Annotated in this window: 13 protein-coding genes, 1 tRNA gene, 2 rRNA genes and 1 pseudogene (1 of these 17 only partly in view); 11 read left to right on the top strand and 6 right to left on the bottom strand. The window is 67.5% G+C overall.

Annotation, left to right across the window (positions count from 1 at the left end):
• The 6 genes and pseudogenes from G3M62_RS17925 to G3M62_RS17905 all read left to right on the top strand — a co-directional run.
• Positions 1 to 834 (top strand): 23S ribosomal RNA (locus G3M62_RS17925) (it extends 1,955 nt beyond the left edge of the window).
• Between the two features lie 134 nt (positions 835 to 968).
• Positions 969 to 1,083, top strand: a 5S ribosomal RNA gene (gene rrf / locus G3M62_RS17920).
• Between the two features lie 81 nt (positions 1,084 to 1,164).
• A tRNA-Met gene (locus tag G3M62_RS17915) sits at positions 1,165 to 1,241 on the top strand.
• 233 nt (positions 1,242 to 1,474) lie between these two features.
• Positions 1,475 to 1,678, top strand: a pseudogene (locus tag G3M62_RS26585) (cold-shock protein); the annotation flags it as partial.
• Positions 1,679 to 1,825: 147 nt separating this feature from the next.
• The gene (locus tag G3M62_RS26580; protein ID WP_233245359.1) at positions 1,826 to 2,020 is read left to right on the top strand and encodes a cold-shock protein; all 195 of its coding nucleotides are present in this window, start codon (positions 1,826 to 1,828) and stop codon (positions 2,018 to 2,020) included.
• A gap of 214 nt (positions 2,021 to 2,234) precedes the next feature.
• Positions 2,235 to 3,104 carry a serine hydrolase domain-containing protein gene (locus G3M62_RS17905; RefSeq protein ID WP_205691883.1) on the top strand — a complete coding sequence of 290 codons (870 nt, stop codon included), beginning with the start codon at positions 2,235 to 2,237 and terminating at the stop codon, positions 3,102 to 3,104.
• Positions 3,105 to 3,142: 38 nt separating this feature from the next.
• Here the strand turns inward: G3M62_RS17905 and G3M62_RS17900 are convergent, their stop codons facing one another.
• On the bottom strand, positions 3,143 to 5,443 hold the full coding sequence (locus G3M62_RS17900; protein ID WP_165189486.1) for an NADP-dependent malic enzyme: 2,301 nt from the start codon (positions 5,441 to 5,443) through the stop codon (positions 3,143 to 3,145).
• Positions 5,444 to 5,832: 389 nt separating this feature from the next.
• On the opposite strand from G3M62_RS17900, the gene uraH reads away from it, so the two are divergent.
• The 5 genes from uraH to guaD are packed head-to-tail and all read left to right on the top strand — an operon-like array spanning position 5,833 to position 12,243.
• Positions 5,833 to 6,180: a hydroxyisourate hydrolase gene (gene uraH / locus G3M62_RS17895; protein WP_165189483.1), complete on the top strand. Its 348-nt coding sequence runs from the start codon at positions 5,833 to 5,835 to the stop codon at positions 6,178 to 6,180.
• Positions 6,180 to 7,634, top strand: coding sequence for a xanthine dehydrogenase small subunit (gene xdhA, locus G3M62_RS17890; RefSeq protein WP_165189479.1), 1,455 nt, complete (start codon positions 6,180 to 6,182; stop codon positions 7,632 to 7,634). The genes uraH and xdhA overlap by 1 nt, the downstream gene beginning before the upstream one ends.
• Complete coding sequence (gene xdhB, locus G3M62_RS17885; RefSeq protein WP_165189476.1) at positions 7,627 to 9,963, top strand: xanthine dehydrogenase molybdopterin binding subunit; 2,337 nt, start codon at positions 7,627 to 7,629, stop codon at positions 9,961 to 9,963. The genes xdhA and xdhB overlap by 8 nt, the downstream gene beginning before the upstream one ends.
• A complete protein-coding gene (gene xdhC, locus G3M62_RS17880) occupies positions 9,960 to 10,970 on the top strand; it encodes a xanthine dehydrogenase accessory protein XdhC (RefSeq protein WP_165189473.1) in 1,011 nt (336 codons plus the stop codon). Before xdhB ends, xdhC begins: the two co-directional genes overlap by 4 nt.
• Positions 10,957 to 12,243 carry a guanine deaminase gene (guaD, locus tag G3M62_RS17875; RefSeq protein WP_165189470.1) on the top strand — a complete coding sequence of 429 codons (1,287 nt, stop codon included), beginning with the start codon at positions 10,957 to 10,959 and terminating at the stop codon, positions 12,241 to 12,243. Before xdhC ends, guaD begins: the two co-directional genes overlap by 14 nt.
• Before the next feature lie 130 nt (positions 12,244 to 12,373).
• Here the strand turns inward: guaD and G3M62_RS17870 are convergent, their stop codons facing one another.
• From G3M62_RS17870 to G3M62_RS17850, 5 genes are all read right to left on the bottom strand, one after another.
• Positions 12,374 to 13,345 (bottom strand): nucleoside hydrolase, encoded by a 972-nt coding sequence (locus G3M62_RS17870; RefSeq protein ID WP_165189467.1) that lies wholly within the window; start codon positions 13,343 to 13,345, stop codon positions 12,374 to 12,376.
• A 142-nt stretch (positions 13,346 to 13,487) separates the two neighbouring features.
• Positions 13,488 to 15,689 (bottom strand): TonB-dependent receptor, encoded by a 2,202-nt coding sequence (locus tag G3M62_RS17865; protein ID WP_165189464.1) that lies wholly within the window; start codon positions 15,687 to 15,689, stop codon positions 13,488 to 13,490.
• 216 nt (positions 15,690 to 15,905) lie between these two features.
• A complete protein-coding gene (gene hpxZ, locus G3M62_RS17860; protein WP_165189461.1) occupies positions 15,906 to 16,307 on the bottom strand; it encodes an oxalurate catabolism protein HpxZ in 402 nt (133 codons plus the stop codon).
• Positions 16,304 to 17,698 (bottom strand): AtzE family amidohydrolase, encoded by a 1,395-nt coding sequence (locus tag G3M62_RS17855; RefSeq protein WP_165189458.1) that lies wholly within the window; start codon positions 17,696 to 17,698, stop codon positions 16,304 to 16,306. The genes hpxZ and G3M62_RS17855 overlap by 4 nt, the downstream gene beginning before the upstream one ends.
• Positions 17,695 to 17,910 carry an AtzG-like protein gene (locus G3M62_RS17850; RefSeq protein ID WP_165189455.1) on the bottom strand — a complete coding sequence of 72 codons (216 nt, stop codon included), beginning with the start codon at positions 17,908 to 17,910 and terminating at the stop codon, positions 17,695 to 17,697. Before G3M62_RS17850 ends, G3M62_RS17855 begins: the two co-directional genes overlap by 4 nt.
• Positions 17,911 to 17,983 lie beyond the last annotated feature (73 nt).

The raw sequence follows: 17,983 nt of genomic DNA, 5'->3' as shown, positions 1-17,983 counted from the left end.
GACGGAAAGACCCTATGAACCTTTACTGCAGCTTCGCCTTGGCGTTAGCAACAACATGTGTAGGATAGGTGGGAGGCTATGAAACTCGGGCGCCAGTTCGAGTGGAGCCATCCTTGAAATACCACCCTTATTGTTGTTGACGTCTAACCGCGGCCCGTTATCCGGGTCCGGGACATGGCGTGGCGGGCAGTTTGACTGGGGCGGTCGCCTCCCAAAGTGTAACGGAGGCGCGCGATGGTGGGCTCAGACCGGTCGGAAATCGGTCGTCGAGTGCAATGGCATAAGCCCGCCTGACTGCGAGACTGACAAGTCGAGCAGAGACGAAAGTCGGCCATAGTGATCCGGTGGTCCTGCGTGGAAGGGCCATCGCTCAACGAATAAAAGGTACTCTAGGGATAACAGGCTGATTTTGCCCAAGAGTCCATATCGACGGCAAAGTTTGGCACCTCGATGTCGGCTCATCACATCCTGGGGCTGGAGCAGGTCCCAAGGGTTCGGCTGTTCGCCGATTAAAGTGGTACGTGAGCTGGGTTCAGAACGTCGTGAGACAGTTTGGTCCCTATCTGCCGTGGGTGTACGAGACTTGAGAGGATCTGTCCCTAGTACGAGAGGACCGGGATGGACACACCTCTGGTGGACCTGTCATGGCGCCAGCTGTGCAGCAGGGTAGCTAAGTGTGGAATAGATAACCGCTGAAAGCATCTAAGCGGGAAACTAACCTCAAAACAAGGTCTCGCTGAGAGCCGTGGTAGACCACCACGTTGATAGGCCAGGTGTGGAAGCGCTGTGAGGCGTGTAGCTTACTGGTACTAATAGCTCGATAGGCTTGATCGTTCTTCAGTCAAACCCATGACTGAGCTTTACATGCTAGACCGCTAACGCGGTGTTGGCTTCAGACATGCGATGTCTTCTTCACAACATGCTTCGGTGAGCCTAAACACCTCACCGAACAGCATCCTTTTTGCTGACCTGGTGGCTATGCCGGGGGTTCCCCACCCGATCCCATTCCGAACTCGGTCGTTAAGTCCCCCAGGGCCAATGGTACTTCGTCTCAAGGCGCGGGAGAGTAGGTCGCCGCCAGGTCCGCTAAAAGGATGCCCCGTTAGAGCCAAGCGCTCAAAGTCCAGAACCCTCCCAACACGATACACAAACTACCCACTTCGCCGCGGGGTGGAGCAGCCCGGTAGCTCGTCAGGCTCATAACCTGAAGGTCACAGGTTCAAATCCTGTCCCCGCACCCAAGCCTCTAAAGCCAAGCTAGAAACAGCCTTCCGATGTGTGGCCGCAATGCCACTTCCGGTGGCGTTTCGGTCGTCATCGACCCGTGTCACGCGAAAATTTATCGATCGGACCGCCTCTGGCTTGAGATTCTGCCATCAAACCCCGTAGCGCGTTCCTAGAATTTGCGTCATGAGAGCAGGATGGAAGGACGCGGGTCGGCAACTGGCCCGCTGAATGAGGTTTTGAGGATAAGATGGCGAACGGTGTCGTTAAGTGGTTCAACCCGGCCAAGGGCTTTGGTTTCATTCAGCCCGAGGACGGCGGCCAGGACGTGTTCGTCCACATCGCCGCGGTTGAACGCTCGGGCCTGTCGGGCCTGAACGAAGGTGACCAGGTGGCTTACGAGCTGGAAGAGGATCGCCGCTCGGGCAAGACCTCGGCCGGCAATCTGCGCGTGACCGGCCAAGGCGCGGCTCCGTCGGCTCCTCGCCGTCCGGCCCGTGATTTCGGCGCTCCGCGCGGCGGCGGCTATGACGCTCCCCGTGGCGGCGGCTACGGTGGTGGTGGCGGCGGTGGCGGTTCGGGCGAGGCCGGCACCGGTGTCGTGAAGTGGTTCAACAGCACCAAGGGCTTCGGCTTCATCCAGCCGGACAACGGCGGCGGCGATATCTTCGTGCACATCTCGGCCGTTGAACGCGCCGGTCTGCGTGGCCTGAACGAAGGCCAGCAAGTCGGTTACGAACTGGAACAAGACCGCCGCTCGGGCAAGACCTCGGCCGGCAACCTGCGCATCCTCTAAGGTTTCGACCGGGCGCGGAGCGCTCGATCACGCCTTGAAGGACGAAATTCGGGCCCCGTGGGGGCTCCTCTCCGTCGCAGAGACGGAGCGGGAGCTTCTGCGGGGCCCTTTTCGCGTTCGGATAGGGCGTGTTCGGAAGGCTTGCCGGACATGGTCCGGCAATGGGGCGGCGCTAGCGTCGCGCTCGAAAGCGGGGCGAAGGGGGCGGAACGGCATGGAATCCTTGGCGGTCATCGACGAAGTCGGACGGATGACGACCGATGGAACCCTGGACCCCGTGCCGTGGTGGAGCTTCACCAAGACCGTGCTGGCGATCGCCGCCCTGCGCCTTGTCGAGCAAGGCGCGCTCTCTCTCGACGCGCCGGCGGCGGGCGCGTCCCATAGCCTGGCTCAGCTCTTGCGGCATGAGGCCGGCCTGCCGGACTATGGCGGCCTGGCGCGGTACCACGAGGATGTGGCGGCGGGCCGGGAGCCCTGGCCGGTCGAGCGACTGCTGGTCGCCGTCGACGCCGACCGTCCTCGCTACGCGCCTGGCGAAGGCTGGGCCTATTCCAATATCGGCTATCTGCATGTCGGACGCTTGATCGCGGCGGCGTCGGGTCTGAACCTGGGGCGGGCCTTGGCCGAGCTCGTCTTCGAACCCACGAACCTGGCCAGCGCGCGGTTGGCGACGACGCCGGAAGACCTGGCCGGGGTGCGGATGGGGCGGGACACCGGCTACCATCCGGGCTGGGTCTATCACGGCCTGGTCACCGGAACGACCGCCGACGCGGCGCGATTGGTGCGCGCCCTGCTGGCGGGCGCCATATTGCGTCCCGAGACGCTGGCGCGCATGACCGAGGGGAGGGCGCTGCCCGAACACCGCAGCGCGCTCTATCCCGATCCAGCCTACGGCCTGGGTCTGATGCTCGCGGCGGACCACCCGTGGCGCCATCCGATCGGCCATACCGGCGGCGGACCGGGCAGCGACATCGCCGTCTATGGACAAGGCGCGCGGGCCTGCGCCGTCTGGAGCGACGCGGGAACCGGGCCGGAGCCGGTCGTGACGGCGGCGTTTCGGCGCCTTGCGGAAAGCGAAATCTAGAGCCCGCCGCCCACTCCTGGGCGACAGGCTTCTGCAGTCTAGATCAGCCGATGTTCGCGTTCGGCGGCGGCCTGGTTCACCGCCAGGGCCGTCATGTTCGCGATGCCGCGCGCGGTGACGCTGGGCGTCAGCACGTGCAGTGGCCGGCTCATGCCCAGCAGCAACGGCCCGACCAGCAGGCCTTCGGTGGCGGCGCTGAGCAGGGTCAGGGCGATGTTGGCCGCGTCGAGCGTGGGCATGACCAGCAGATTGGCCGAGCCTTTCAGGGCGCTGTCGTGCACCAGGCGGTCGCGCAGGGCCTGGGAGAGGGCGGCGTCGGCGTGCATTTCGCCATCGACCTCCAGCTCGGGCGCCTTCTCGCGGACGATGGCCAGGGCGTCGCGCATCTTGCGGGCGGTCGGCGAGTTGCTGGCGCCGAAGCTGGAATGCGACAGCAGGGCGGCCTTGGGCGTCAGGCCGAAGCGACGCACGGACTCGGCGGCCAGCAGGGTCATCTCGGCCACCTGTTCGGCGGTCGGGTCGACATTGACGTGGGTGTCGCAGAAGAACAGCGTGCCGTTGTCGATGATCAGGGCCGACAAAGCGTAGACGCGGCCAACGTTCTCGCGCTTGGGAATGATCGGCAGCACATAGGTCATGTGCTGCCACCAGTCGCCGGCCCCGCCGACCAGGGCGGCGTCGACATGGCCGGCTTGCAGCAGCATCGAAGCCGAGACGGTTCGGCGGTTGGTCACGCGCCGCGCGGCGGCGGCCGGCGGCACGCCCCGGCGGCTGACCAGGCCCTGGTAGCGTTCGACCAAGGGGGCGAACAGCGTCTTGTCGGCGGCCGGATCGAGGATCTCGACGCGGCCGTCGAAGTCGAGCCGCAGGCCCATTTCCGAGGCCTTGGCGATGATCGTCTCGCGCTGGCCGATCAGCACGGGCTGGCAGAGGCCTTCGTCGAGCACCGTCTGCACCGCGCGCAACACCCGCTCGTCCTCGCCCTCGGCATAGGCCACGCGGACGGCCGAGGCCTTGGTGGCCTTGCGAGCGCGTTCGAACACGGGCCGCATCAGTTGGCCCGACCGATAGACGAACAGTTCCAGTTCGGCCTGATAGGCGTCGAAGTCGGCGATCGGCCGGGTGGCGACGCCGCTGTCCATGGCCGCCCGGGCCACGGCCGGCGCGATCTGCAGGATCAGGCGTGGGTCGAAGGGCTTGGGGATGATGTACTGGGGCCCGAACATCGGGGCCACGCCGCCATAGGCGCTGGCCACGACTTCCGAAGCCTCGGCCCGGGCCAGCTCGGCGATGGCCTCGACGGCCGCCACCTTCATGGCCTCGTTGATCTCCGAGGCGCCGACGTCCAGCGCGCCGCGGAAGATGAACGGGAAGCACAGGACGTTGTTGACCTGGTTGGGGTAGTCGCTGCGGCCGGTGGCCATGATGGCGTCGGGGCGCTGGGCGGCGACCAGCTCGGGCAGGATCTCCGGCTCGGGATTGGCCATGGCCAGGATCAGCGGATTGGGCGCCAGCAGCGGCAGCCATTCGGCCTTGAAGACGCGGGGAGCCGACAGGCCCAGGAAGATGTCGGCGCCGGGCAGCACGTCGGGCAGCGACCGGGCGTCGGTCGGCCGGGCGTAGCGAGCCATGTTCTCGGGCATGTCGGGCTCGCGGCCGGCATAGACCACGCCCTTGATGTCGGTCAGGGTCACGTTCTCGACCGGCAGGCCCATGGACACCAGCAGGTCCACGCAGGCCAGGGCGGCCGCGCCGGCGCCGGAGGTGACCAGCTTGATGTCCTTCAGCGTCTTGCCCTGCACGACCAGGGCGTTGCGGACGGCGGCGGCGCAGACGATGGCGGTGCCGTGCTGGTCGTCGTGAAAGACCGGGATGTTCATCCGCTCGCGCAGTTTGCGCTCGATGACGAAGCATTCCGGGGCCTTGATATCCTCCAGATTGATGCCGCCAAAAGTGGGTTCCAGGGCGGCGACCACCTCGATGAAGCGGTCGGGATCCTCGGCGTCGACCTCGAGGTCGAAGACGTCGATGCCGGCGAACTTCTTGAACAGGACCGCCTTGCCCTCCATCACCGGCTTGGACGCCAGCGGGCCGATATTGCCCAGGCCCAGCACGGCGGTGCCGTTGGAGATCACGGCCACCAGGTTGCCGCGGGCGGTGTAGTCCCGGGCCAGGTCGGGGTTGGCGGCGATGGCTTCGCAGGGCGCCGCGACGCCGGGGGAGTAGGCCAGGCCGAGATCGCGCTGGGTGGCCATGCGCTTGGTGGCCTCGATCGCCAGCTTTCCGGGCCGCGGCAGACGGTGATAGTCCAGAGCGGCTTTACGGAAATCCTCGTCCATCGGTCGGTCCTCGGTGACTGCGCAAGGTGTAAGCGGCGCGGATCGTCTGGTCTCGAGCCCCAAGGTGTCGAAGGCGCGATCCGTCAGGGCCTAGCTACCGGTGTTGGCGCTGCATTTCCAACCTTACCCAAGGTCCGGCGGCGTTTTTTGCGGTTCGGGGCGCGCCATGAGCGATCCTGACTGGCTCAATAAGTAATAAAAGACTTATATATTGCCCATCCGACGAGCGCTCGCCGCCACAAGGCAAGGCGGTTTGGCCTCATCGATCGCCCAGCGGGACAGGCGGCTGGACTTGCCGGTGTGGCGGTTTCAGCATCGCCGGAAGATGCTCCGTTTCGGGAGCAAGGGTTTAGACTGTCCGCCGACGCGGAGCCGAGGATGAAGAGCGCATGAGCGGCCTGACCACCCATATTCTCGATACCGCCGCCGGACGCCCGGCGAGCGGCGTCGCCGTGCGGGTGTCACGTCGGCAGGATGGGGCGGTCGCGCTGTTGGGCGAAGTCCGCACCGACGCCGACGGCCGGGCGCGGCTGGTCGAGGGCGACGCCCTGGCCGCCGGTGGCTATCGGCTGGAGTTCGCGGTGGCCGACTATTTCAAAACTTCGGGCGCGGCCGTCAGCGATCCGCCGTTCCTGGACGTGGTGGTGATCGACTTCGCGGTTGCCGACACCAGCCAGCACTATCACGTGCCCCTGCTGGTCTCGCCGTTCGCCTATTCCACCTACCGAGGCAGCTGATGGCGGTCGTGCGCTTCCTGCTGAACGGCGAGGTGGTCGAGGCCAAGGGCGTCGATCCCACCCGTACGCTGCTGGAGCATCTGCGCGGCGACCTGCGGCGCACGGGGACCAAGGAAGGTTGCGCCGAGGGCGACTGCGGCTCGTGCACGGTGCTGGTCGGCGAACTGGACGGGCAGGGGGCGACCACCTGGCGGGCTGTCAACAGCTGCATCCAGTTCGTGCCGATGCTGGACGGCAAGGCGGTGATCACGGTCGAGGGCCTGGCAAAGGATGAGCCCCATCCGGTGCAGGCGGCGATGGTCGAGCATCACGGATCACAATGTGGGTTCTGCACGCCGGGCATCGTGATGTCGCTGTACGGCCGAGCCGTCGCGGCCAAGGGCACGGCCGCGCCGGTCGACGAGGTGCTGGCGGGAAACCTGTGCCGCTGCACCGGCTATGGCGCGATCATCGCGGCGGCGGAGGCGATCGCGCCCGAGGTCGCGCCGGATGTGGCCGACAAGCTGGCGACGCTGAAGCGCGACGAGGCCCTGAGCCTTGACTATGCCGACCCGATCGCCGGCCTGACGCGCCGCTGGTTCGCGCCGCTGAACCTCGACGAATTGGCCGCGACCTATGAAGTCCATCCTGACGCGGTGATCGTGGCCGGGGCCACCGACATCGGCCTGTGGGTCACCAAGCTGCGTAAGCCGCTGGAGACTCTGATCGACATCGGCCGGGTCGAAGTGCTCAAGACCGTCACCCGCGAGGACGGTTGGCTGCGGATCGGGGCGGGCGTGCGCTATGTCGACGCCTTGGAGACGCTGGCCGAACTCTATCCCGACCTCGGCGCCATGATGCGCCGCCTGGGGTCGACCCAGGTTCGCAACAGCGGCACGATCGGCGGCAACATCGCCAACGGCTCGCCGATCGGCGACATGCCGCCGGCCCTGATCGCGCTGGGCGCGGAACTGGTGCTGCGCAAGGGCCAGATCCGGCGGACGATCCCGCTGGAAAGCTTCTTCGTCGCCTATGGCCGGCAGGACCGCATGCCCGGCGAGTTCGTCGAGGCGGTGCGCGTACCGACCGATCTCGACGGCGCGATGTTCAAGGTCTTCAAGCTGTCCAAGCGTTTCGACCAGGACATCTCGGCGGTGTGCGGGGCGTTCAACATCCGGATCGTGGACGAGGTCGTGACCGGCGCCCGCATCGCCTACGGCGGCATGGCCGGGACGCCCAAGCGGGCCGTCGCCTGCGAGGCCGCCCTGGTTGGTCAGCTCTGGAACCGCACGACGATCCACGCCGCCGTCGAGGCCTTGGCCGACGACTTCGCGCCCTTGAGCGACGCCCGCGCCTCGGCCGCCTATCGCGCCCTGACGGCCGGCAACATGCTGCGCAAGGTGTTTATCGAGTCCGCGCGACCCGACCTGGAGACCCGCGTCGAGACATGGCCATTGGGGGCCGCCCATGGCTGACTCCGGCGCCGGCCTGGTCGAGCCGGTCGTCTTCCAGGGCGTCCACGCCTCGTTGCCGCACGACAGCGCCTGGCGTCACGTGTCGGGCGCGGCGATCTATGTCGACGACATCCCCGAGCCGGCCGGCATGCTCCATGTCCACCTGGGCATGAGCACGAAGGCCCACGCGCGGATCGTGTCGATGGACCTGTCGGCCGTGCGCGCCTCGCCCGGCGTGGTGATCGTGCTGACCGCCGAGGACATCCCCGGCGAGAACGACGTCAGCCCGGTGATCCACGACGACAAGCTGTTCGCCGAGGGCGAGGTGGTCTGCGTGGGCCAGAGCCTGTTCGCCGTGGCCGCCACCTCGATCGCCGCCGCCCGCGCCGCCGCCGCCAAGGCCGTCGTCGAGTACGAAGACCTGCCGGCCGCGATCACCATCGGGGAAGCCCGCGAAGCCGACCTGAAGATCGAGGCGTCTCAGCGCATGGCGCGCGGCGACGCGGCCGCGGCGTTGGTCGCCTCGCCTCGGCGCCTGCAAGGGACCATGGCCATCGGCGGCCAGGATCATTTCTATCTCGAGGGGCAGGTCGCCCTGGCCACGCCACGCGAGGGTGGCGACGTCCACGTCTGGTCGTCGACCCAGCATCCCAGCGAGGTGCAGCATCTGGTCGCCCACGTGCTGGCCGTGCCCAGCCACGCGGTGACCGTCGAGGTGCGCCGGATGGGCGGAGGATTTGGGGGCAAGGAGACGCAGGCCTCGTTGTTCGCCGCCGCGGCCGCGCTGGTCGCGGTCAAGACCGGCCGCGCCGCCAAGGCCCGCCCCGACCGCGACGAGGACATGGTTATGACCGGCAAGCGGCATGACTTCGAGATCGCCTACGACGTCGGGTTCGACGACGACGGCCGGCTGACGGGTCTGGCATTGGAGCTGGCGTCGCGCTGCGGCTCGACCACCGACCTGTCGATGGCCATCAACGACCGGGCGATGTTCCACGCCGACAACTGCTACTTCCTGCCGGCCGTCGAAATTGTCTCGCACCGGTTCAAGACCCACACCGTGTCGAACACCGCGTTCCGGGGTTTCGGCGGCCCGCAAGGCATGGCGGCGATTGAGCGGGTGATGGACGCCGTCGCCCAGGCCACGGGGCTGGACCCGCTGGAGGTGCGCCGTCGCAACCTCTATGGCGGCGAAGGCCGGAACCTCACGCCTTATCACCAGGTGGTCGAGGACAATGTCGCACCGCAACTTCTCGCGGAACTGGCCGCGTCCTGCGACTACGAGGCCCGTCAGCGCCAGATCGACGCCTACAACGCTCGCAGCCCGGTTCTGAAGAAGGGCCTGGCCCTGACGCCGGTGAAGTTCGGCATCTCGTTCACCACCACCCACCTGAACCAGGCCGGGGCGTTGATCCACCTCTATGCCGACGGCTCGATCCTGCTGAACCACGGCGGGACCGAGATGGGGCAGGGCCTGTTCGTCAAGGTCGCCCAGATCGTCGCCGAGGCGTTCAAGGTGGACATCGACCGCGTGAAGGTGACCTCGACCGTCACCGACAAGGTGCCCAACACCTCGGCCACCGCCGCTTCGTCGGGGACAGACCTGAACGGCATGGCGGCGCTGAACGCGGCCAACACGATCAAGGCGCGACTCGTTGAATTCGCCGCCAGGAAGTGGGGCTGCTCCGAGGACGAGGTTGCGTTCACGCCCGAGGGGCTGCGCGCCGGCGCCGAACTGATCCCATTCGCCACCCTGTGTCGCCAGGCGCACTTGGCCCGGGTGTCGCTGTCGTCCACCGGCTTCTACGCCACGCCCAAGATCCACTACGACCGCGCGACCCACACGGGCCGGCCGTTCTACTACTTCGCCTATGGCGCGGCCTGCAGCGAGGTGCTGATCGACACCCTGACCGGCGAGATGAAGGTCACGCGGGCCGACATCCTGCACGACGCCGGCCGCTCGCTGAACCCGGCCATCGATCTGGGCCAGATCGAGGGCGGCTTCATCCAGGGCATGGGCTGGCTGACCACCGAGGAGCTGGTGTTCAGCGCCGACGGTCGCCTGCTGACCCATGCCCCGTCGACCTACAAGATCCCCACTTGCGGCGACCGGCCGGCGGTGCTGAACGTGGCGCTGTGGGAGGCCGGGCGGAACGTCGAGGAGACGGTGCATCGCTCCAAGGCCGTGGGCGAGCCGCCGCTGATGTTGGCGCTGTCGGTGCTGTCGGCGGTGAACCGCGCGGTGGCGTCGGTGGTAGATCACAAGGTGTTCCCCGACCTGGACGCGCCGGCGACGCCCGAGCGGATCCTGATGGCGGTCGAAGACGTGAAGCGGAGGGCGGCGTCGTGAACTGGGCCCGCTCCGCCCTGGCGCAACTGGCCCTCGGCGAGACCGTGGCCCTAGTGACCATCCTGGCCACCGAGGGCTCGGCGCCGCGCGACGCCGGGACCAAGATGGTGGTCTGGGCGCAGGGGCAGGCCGGCACGATCGGCGGCGGCAATCTGGAGCACCAGGTCGCCGATCAGGCGCGGCGGATGTTGCTGAGCCAGGTCCACTTCGCCCTGCAGGACTATCCGCTGGGCCCGCTGCTGGCCCAGTGCTGCGGCGGTCGCGTGCGGCTGCTGATCGAGCGGCTGGACAAGTCCGCCGTCGACTGGCTGACCGACGCCGCGCGCCGGCTGGACGCGGCCCAGCCCTTCGAGGTCCGCACGCGCTTCAACCCCGGCGCCCTGACCAAGACCATCGCGCCCGTCACGGCGTCCAGCCCGGACGGCGCGCCGATCACCCTGGCCGGAGAGCCGGCCACGGCGCGCGGGGCGCGACCGACCCTGGGCGACGTGCTGGTCGAGCCGCAGGACCTGCCGCGTCCACCGGTGCTGCTGTTCGGGGCTGGTCATGTCGGCCAGGCCGTGGCGCGGGCCATCGAGCCGCTGCCGTTCCGCCTGGCCTGGTACGACACCCGGCCCGAGACCGCTGAAATCCCCGGCGTGACGGTGGGCGCGCCCGCCGAGTTGGCCGCCGTCGCCATGGGCGCGGGGCCGGACGCCTATATCCTTGTCATGACCCACGACCATAATCTGGACTACGCCCTGACCTCCTCGGCCCTGGCCGGCGGGGCCTTCGGCTATCTGGGCCTGATCGGGTCGGACACCAAGAAGGCCCGGTTCCTCAGCCGGCTGCGCAAGGACGGCTTCGGTGACGGGACGGTGGCCCGCGTCACCTGTCCGATCGGCCTGCCGCACCTGAAGAACAAGGCCCCTGAGGTGATCGCCGTCTCGGTTGTCGCCGACCTGCTAATGCGGCTCGAGGCCGCCCGCCACGAACGGACGAAGGATCTCCAGCTTGCAAGCCTATAGGGCGTCGATCCTCCACCTGGAGGCCGACCCGAAAACCACTGACGGGGAAGCGCACGCCTTCCACGAGGACGGCCTGTTGCTGGTCGAAGGCGGCCGCGTCGTGGCCTGCGGCGACTACGCCAAGCTGGCTGACGAGCTGGGCGATACGACGCCCGAGGACCTGCGCGGCAAGCTGATCGTGCCGGGGTTCGTCGACACCCACATCCACTTCCCGCAGGTCGACATCATCGCCGCCCATGGCGAGCAACTGCTGGATTGGCTGGAGCGCCACACCTTCCCGGCCGAGGCGGCCTTCGCCGACAGGGGGCACGCGGAAGAGACCGCCGAGTTCTTCGTCGAGGAGCTGCTGCGCAACGGCACGACCAGCGCCCTGGTGTTCGGCTCGGTGCACAAGGTCTCGGTCGAGGCGCTGTTCGCCGCGGCCCTGAAGCGCGACATGCGGATGATCGCCGGCAAGTCGCTGATGGACCGCAACGCCCCGCCCGGCCTGACCGACACGGTCGAAGGCAGCCGGGCCGACATGCAAAGCCTGATTGCTGACTGGCACGGCAAGGGCCGCCTGGGTTACGCGGTCACCCCGCGCTTCGCGATCAGTTGCAGCGACGAACAGCTGGCCATGGCCGGCGAGGTGCTGGCCGAGCATCCGACCGTGTGGATGCAGACCCATCTGTCCGAGAACATCCGCGAGATCGTCGACACCGCCAGGCTGTTCCCCGAGGCAGAGGACTATCTCGACGTCTATGACCGCTTCGGTCTGGTCGGGAAGCGCTCGGTGTTCGCCCACTGCGTCCACCTCCAGGGCGAGGCGTTCCAGCGGCTGGCGCAGGCGGGATCGTCGGTGGCGTTCTGCCCGACCTCGAACCTGTTCCTGGGTTCGGGCCTGTTTCCGCTGGAGACCGCCTGCGCCCATGGGGTGAAGGTCGGGATCGGCACGGACGTCGGGGCCGGGACCACCTTCTCGATCCTCCACACCCTGGGCGAGGCCTACAAGGTGGGCCAGTTGCGCGGCGAGGCGCTGGATCCGTTCCATGCCCTGTACCTGGCGACCCTCGGCGGGGCGCGAGCGCTGGGGCTGGAGGACGAGATCGGCAGTCTGGAGCGCGGCAAGATCGCCGACTTCCTGGTGCTGGACCTGGCGGCCACGCCGCTGCTGGCGCGACGGATGCCGGCGGCGAAGAGCCTGGAGGATCGGCTGTTCGCGCTGATGGTGCTGGGAGATGACCGGGTGGTTGAGCGGACCTACGTGGCGGGCGTGGAGCGGTATCGGCGGTAGTGGCTCCCCCACTTGCCCCCACCTGACCGCTACGCGGTCTGTCCGCCCCCATAGGGGGCGGAGGACTTCCTCTTCCCCCTGTGGGGGAAGACGGTCGCGAAGCGACCCGTAGGGGGCAAGTGTTAGCCGCCTAAGCGCTCATCGTCTCGGCGTACAGCTTCAACAGCCCCGCCTCGTTGACCCCGACCGTGATCGCCTGGATCGGCTGATCGTCCCAGGCGCTCGGCCCGAACAGCTCGCCCTCGACCTTCTGACAGGTCTGCCCCAGCGCGATCCCGTCGGTGATCACCCGGATCGACCCGGGGCGCACCTCGAACAGCGACGGATCGATCACGTACGCCACGGCCGCCGCGTCGTGCACGCAGCAGCCGACGATGCCGTCGCGGCCGCCGTAGAACGCCGCGTAGGGCTTGGAGATGGCGTTGAGGAATTCGCCGGCCGGACCGGCCGAGGCCTCCAGGGCGTCCATATAGGCCGGGCTCATCACCACCTGAGTGGTGACGTCCAGGCTGACGGCGGTGACATGCCAGGGCGCGGTGAACACCTGGTCGGCGGCTTCCGGGTCGTTCCAGATATTGGCCTCGGCCACCGGCGTGACATTGCCCGGCTTGCCGGCCACGGCGAAGGCGCCGCCCATGATCACCACGGCCTTCAGCAGGCCGGCGACCTCGGGATCGGCCCGCAGGGCCAGGGCCAGGTTGGTCAGCGGGCCGACCGCGACCAGGGTGATCTCGCCGGGATTGGCGCGGGCTAGGTCGATGATCGCCTGGTAAGCCGGCTTGGCCTCGGGCTCCCCGGGGACCAGGCCCGTCAGCTCGACGTCGCCCAGGCCGTTCTCGCCGTGCACGAAGGTGGGCGAGGGGTTGCGCGGCCGGGTCAGCGGCTTGTCGGTTCCCTTGAAGACCGGGGCCTTCAGGCCGAAGCGGTCCTTCAGATAGAGGGCGTTGCGGGTGGTGGTGTCGATGTCGGCGTTGCCGAACACCGTGGTCACGGCCACCAGGTCGAGCGCGGGGCTGGCCTCGATGAAGAGCAGCGCCATGGCGTCGTCGATGCCGGGATCGGTGTCGAAGATGATTTTCTGGACAGAGTTCTGGATCGTCATCCGAGGGATTTATCTCATCGTGGCGAGGAGGGGGAGACCCTCCGAAACGAACCATGCTCCCGGCGCGAACCGGGAGCATGGCTGGACGATGGCAATCCTTCGGGTATCCGCCCGGCGGTGAGGCCGGGCGGGGTCTTTCAGATTACCGCTTGGCGCTGATCGAGATGCCAATGATCCGGGGCTCATTGACGAAACCGGTCAGGTTGTTGAAGTCGATCGCGCCGCGCAGGTTCACTTCGTTGGTGATGTTGCGGGCGAACCAGGCGATCTCGTAGGCGTCGTCCTTGGCGGCGTAGCCGAGCTTCAGGCCGCCTTCGTAGGTGCCCTTCGAGTAGAACTCCTTGCTCTGGTAGAGGAAGATGTTCGTGTAGCCCTGCTTGAACCAGTCGGTGTAGGCGAACAGTTCGCCGTCGCCGATCGGGTAGCTGTAGCGAGCCGTGAAGTTCAGCACGTACTTGGGCGCGTTCGGGAACGGGTTGCCGTCGACCAGGGCCTGGCCCGCGCCGTTCAGTGGGTCGGTGACCGTGCACTGGGCGCAGACCGCCACGGCCAGATCCTTGTCCTTGATCTTGGTGTGGTTGTAGCTGTAGCCGGCGGTCAGCAGCAGGTTCTGGGTGACCTTGAACTCGCCATCGAACTCGACGCCGTAGGCTTCGCCCTTGTCGGCGTTGATCAGCAGGGTGCCGTTGGTGGCGCCGCCGATGGCGCTGAACTGCGGGTTCTTTTCCTCGTAGGTGAAGGCCGCGCCGTTGAAGCGGATGCGGCGGTCCAGCAACTCGCTCTTGAAGCCGACTTCATACGACTGGATCGTTTCCGACTGGGCCACCGACGCCGGATTGCCGAACACCACATCGCGGCCTTGGATGGTCGGGCCACGGAAGCCGTGGGCGGCGCGGGCGTACAGGCTGACGTCGCTGGTCACGTCGTAGAAGGCCGACAGGTCCCACGAGACCTTGCTGTCCGACACCTCGATCCGCGGCGCGGTCGAGCCGACGACGGTCATGGTCTTCTTGTCGTCGGTGTAGCGGGCGCCGCCGGTGATCTTCAGAGCCGGGGTCACCTGATAGGCCAATTGGCCAAAGCCGGCCCAGGCGGTGTTCTTGTGGTTCAGCGTCGCCTTGGCGAAGCCGGCGTCGGTGGTCAGCAGCATGTCCGACTTGAAGTAGTAGCCGCCGACCTGCCAGCTGAGCGGGCCGTTGGTGTCCGAGGCCAGGCGCAGTTCCTGGGTGTACTGGTCCAGGTCGTCGATGCCGTCCTTGGTGTCGGAATCGAACGGAATGATGCCTGGGCCGGTGTTCGGGGTTGGCGTGCCGAAATTGGCCACGCCGCCGTCGATGTCGCCCCGGCTGTAGCCATTGGTGGTTTCGTAGGCGCTGATCGAGGTCAGGGTCGCGCCGTTCAGCTTGTAGTCGATCTTAATCGACTCGCCGTTACCGTCGTACTTCTGCGGGTTGTCGCCGCCGCCATTGTAGAAGACGGAATCGCGGTCGAAGTTGCCGTTGATCTTGTTGCTGCCCTTGGTGAGGATATTGGCGCGGAAGATCGCGGCCGTGCCGTCCAGCGAGCGGTTGTGGGCGGCCAGCAGGACGCTGAGGTCCTCGGTCGGGGTCCACAGCAGTTGGCCGCGGATGGCGTACTCGTCGTAGCCGCCCATGGCGTTCGTCTTGTGGGTGAAGGTGTTGTCGATGTAGTCGTCGCGGTGCTGGCCCAGCACGGCGATGCGACCGGCCAGCTTGCCTTCGACCAGCGGGCCGCCGACGCCGCCTTCAGCGGTCCACGAACCGTACGAGCCGTAGGTCACCGTGCCGTTGGCCTTGAAGGTCTGGCTCGGCTTGACGCTGTCGAACTTGACGATGCCGGCGGTGGTGTTGCGGCCGAACAGCGTGCCCTGCGGGCCGCGCAGCACTTCAACCTGGTCGACGTCGAAGATCGGCGTGCTCTTCAGCACGACGTTTTCCATGACCACGTCGTCCATGATCACCGAGACCGGCTGCGAGGCGGCCAGGTCGAAGTCGGTGTTTCCCAGGCCCCGGATGTAGAAGCGCGGCGCGGCGCGGCCGTTGGAGCTTTCGACGAACAGGCCGGGCACGCGGCTCGACAGGGCCAGAATGTCCTCGCCGGCGGCGAACAGGGCGTCCAGCTTCTCGCCGCTCATGGTGGCGACCGAGACCGGCACTTCCTGGATGTTTTCGGCGCGCTTCTGGGCGGTGACGATCACGTCGTCCAGCGTGACGGCGCTGTTGTCCTGGGCGAAGGCCGGGGCGGCGGCGCCGACGGCGAGGGCCAGGGCGGTGAGGGCGGCGCCGCGATGGAGGCGGCTGCGCAGCTTGGTGGCGGTGGTCATTGAAGTATCCCCTTCATGCGCCGGCGGCCCGACGCTTGAAGGGTGCAATGCACAATGCCGAAGGCGAATCCAAAGGTTTGATGACGTATCGACTGCCGTTCGGTGAAGTTTTTGCTCTGGATGTTACTATTTGACCACGCGGCGACAGGACTGCCCAAAAGCAGATCACAAGTCATAGGATTATTACTTATCGTCATGGGGCGGACGATCTATCGCTTACGGGACAAGGCGTTGGTCGACGCCGTCCTGCAGAAGCGAAACGTGGGCCGAGACGATTTTCCAGCCCTTTTCGGTACGAATCCAAGCTTGGCTTTGCCGTCCGGTGCGTTTTGCCCCTTCGCGCAGGAATTCGACGTTGGCGATTGCGAACTCTCGCCCAAACGTAGTGATTTCCGTCCTTAGGCGCGAGCGTTGCGGGGAGCCGCCCGAACGACCGATTCGAAAGGCCGCGATCGCCTCGAAGCCGTAGAGGTTCTCGGCCACGCCATAGCGGACGGTTTCGGGGGCGTCGCGGAAGAAGCCGTCCAGCGCTTCGACGTCATTGGTCATCAGCGCGGTTTCATAGGCGTCGACGGCGGCGGTGACCTCGGCCAGGACATCGGGTTCGTTGACGGTCATGCGCGGTTCTCGGGTCTATGGGCCGCGACCACGCCGGCCCGTTCCAGGCGCAGGGCGGCGGCCAGGGCCAGGTCCTCGCGCCAGGCCGGGGCGATGATCTGCACGCCGATCGGAAGCTTGCCGGGACGGTTCACGGGCGCGGCGACCACCGGCAGGCCGATGTAGCTGATCGGCTGGGTGTAGGCGCCGAGGTTCTTGCGCACCGAAACCGGCTGGCCGTCCATCTCCATGGTCGCCTGGCCGACGCCCGGCGCCGGGCAGACCGAAGCGGGCGCCAGCAGGATGTCGAAGTCCTCGAACACCTTGCGCACGGCGTCGCGGAATACCGGGCGGTAGCGGCGCGCGGCGTGCGCGACGGCCTCGGGTGTCAGGGCGCCGGCCAGCAAGCGGTCACGGACGGCGGGGTCGTAGTCGAGCGGCCGGGTCTTCAGGTCGGGCCCATGCAGGTGAGCGGCCTCGACCGGGGTCAGGCAGAAGGCGGCGGCGCGAGCCAGTTCGGCGCCGGGCAGTTCGACGCCGCGCCGGGCCTGCAGGGCGTCGGCGACGATCTCCAGCGCTTCCAATATTTCGGGAAAGGCCCCCTGCGCGAACCAGCCGCCCAGCACGCCGACGCGGAGAGGACCGTCGGCTATGGCTTGCAGGCGAGGGGCGGCTGGTTCGGCGGGCCGAAAGCAGAGCGGATCCAATGGATCGGCGCCCTGCATCAGGTCGTAGGCGAGGGCCAAGTCGGCGACCGAGCGGGCGAAGGGCCCCACATGGTCCAGGCTCTCGACAAAGGGAAAGGCGCCCTGGCGCGACAGGCGACCCAGGGTGGGCTTGAGCCCGAACACGCCGCACAGGCTGGCGGGGATGCGGATCGAGCCGTTGGTGTCCGAGCCCAGGGTCAGGGGGACCAGCCCGCCGCTGACCGCCGCCGCCGAGCCGCCGGACGAGCCGCCGGCGATGCGGGTCAGGTCGTGCGGATTGCGGGTCGGGCCGTCGTGGGCGTTCTCGGTGACGAAGCCGTAGGCGAACTCGTCCATGTTCAGCGCCCCGATCAGCACCGCGCCGGCGGCGCTCAGGCGCTGGACGGCGGTGGCGTCGTGGCCGGCGGGGGCCGCGTCGCGGCGGATCCGCGAGCCGGCGATCGTGGTGACGCCCTCGACGTCGAACAGGTTCTTGACCGCGAACGGCACGCCGGCCAGCGGTCCGACCGGGCGGCCCGCGACCAGGTCGGCGTCGATCGCGTGGGCCTGGGCCAGGGCGCGCTCGGCGAAGACGGCGGTATAGGCGTTGAACGGGTCGCTCTTCGCACGGGCCAGCGCGGCCTCGGTCTCGGCGCGTGCGGTGGTCCGGCCGCTGTGAACGTCGGCGGCGATGGCCTGGGCCGAGCGGAAGTCGGCGGCGCTCATGGCTCGAAGGCCTTGGGCGTGGAGCCGGTGTCATCAAGGCCGGCGGTGAAGGTCGCGGCCTGTCGGCGCAGCAGGGCCAGGTTCTCGATCACCCCGGCGCGGGTCTCCGGCGGCAGGGCCAGGCCCAGGACCTCGGCGCGAGCGTCCGCATAGGCGGCGACCGTGTCGTCATCGAGGGCCAGGAACGCTGCGAGCGCCGGATCGGTCGCCATGCGGGCGAGCTCCACAAGTAAGAAAAATATTCATATCCGCGATAGGCGACGACCGCCAGCCGCCCGGCGTCTC

Origin of the sequence: Caulobacter soli (genome assembly GCF_011045195.1) — a bacterium.
Taxonomy (GTDB): Bacteria; Pseudomonadota; Alphaproteobacteria; order Caulobacterales; family Caulobacteraceae; genus Caulobacter; species Caulobacter soli.
This window is presented reverse-complemented; position numbering and strand designations above follow the sequence as displayed.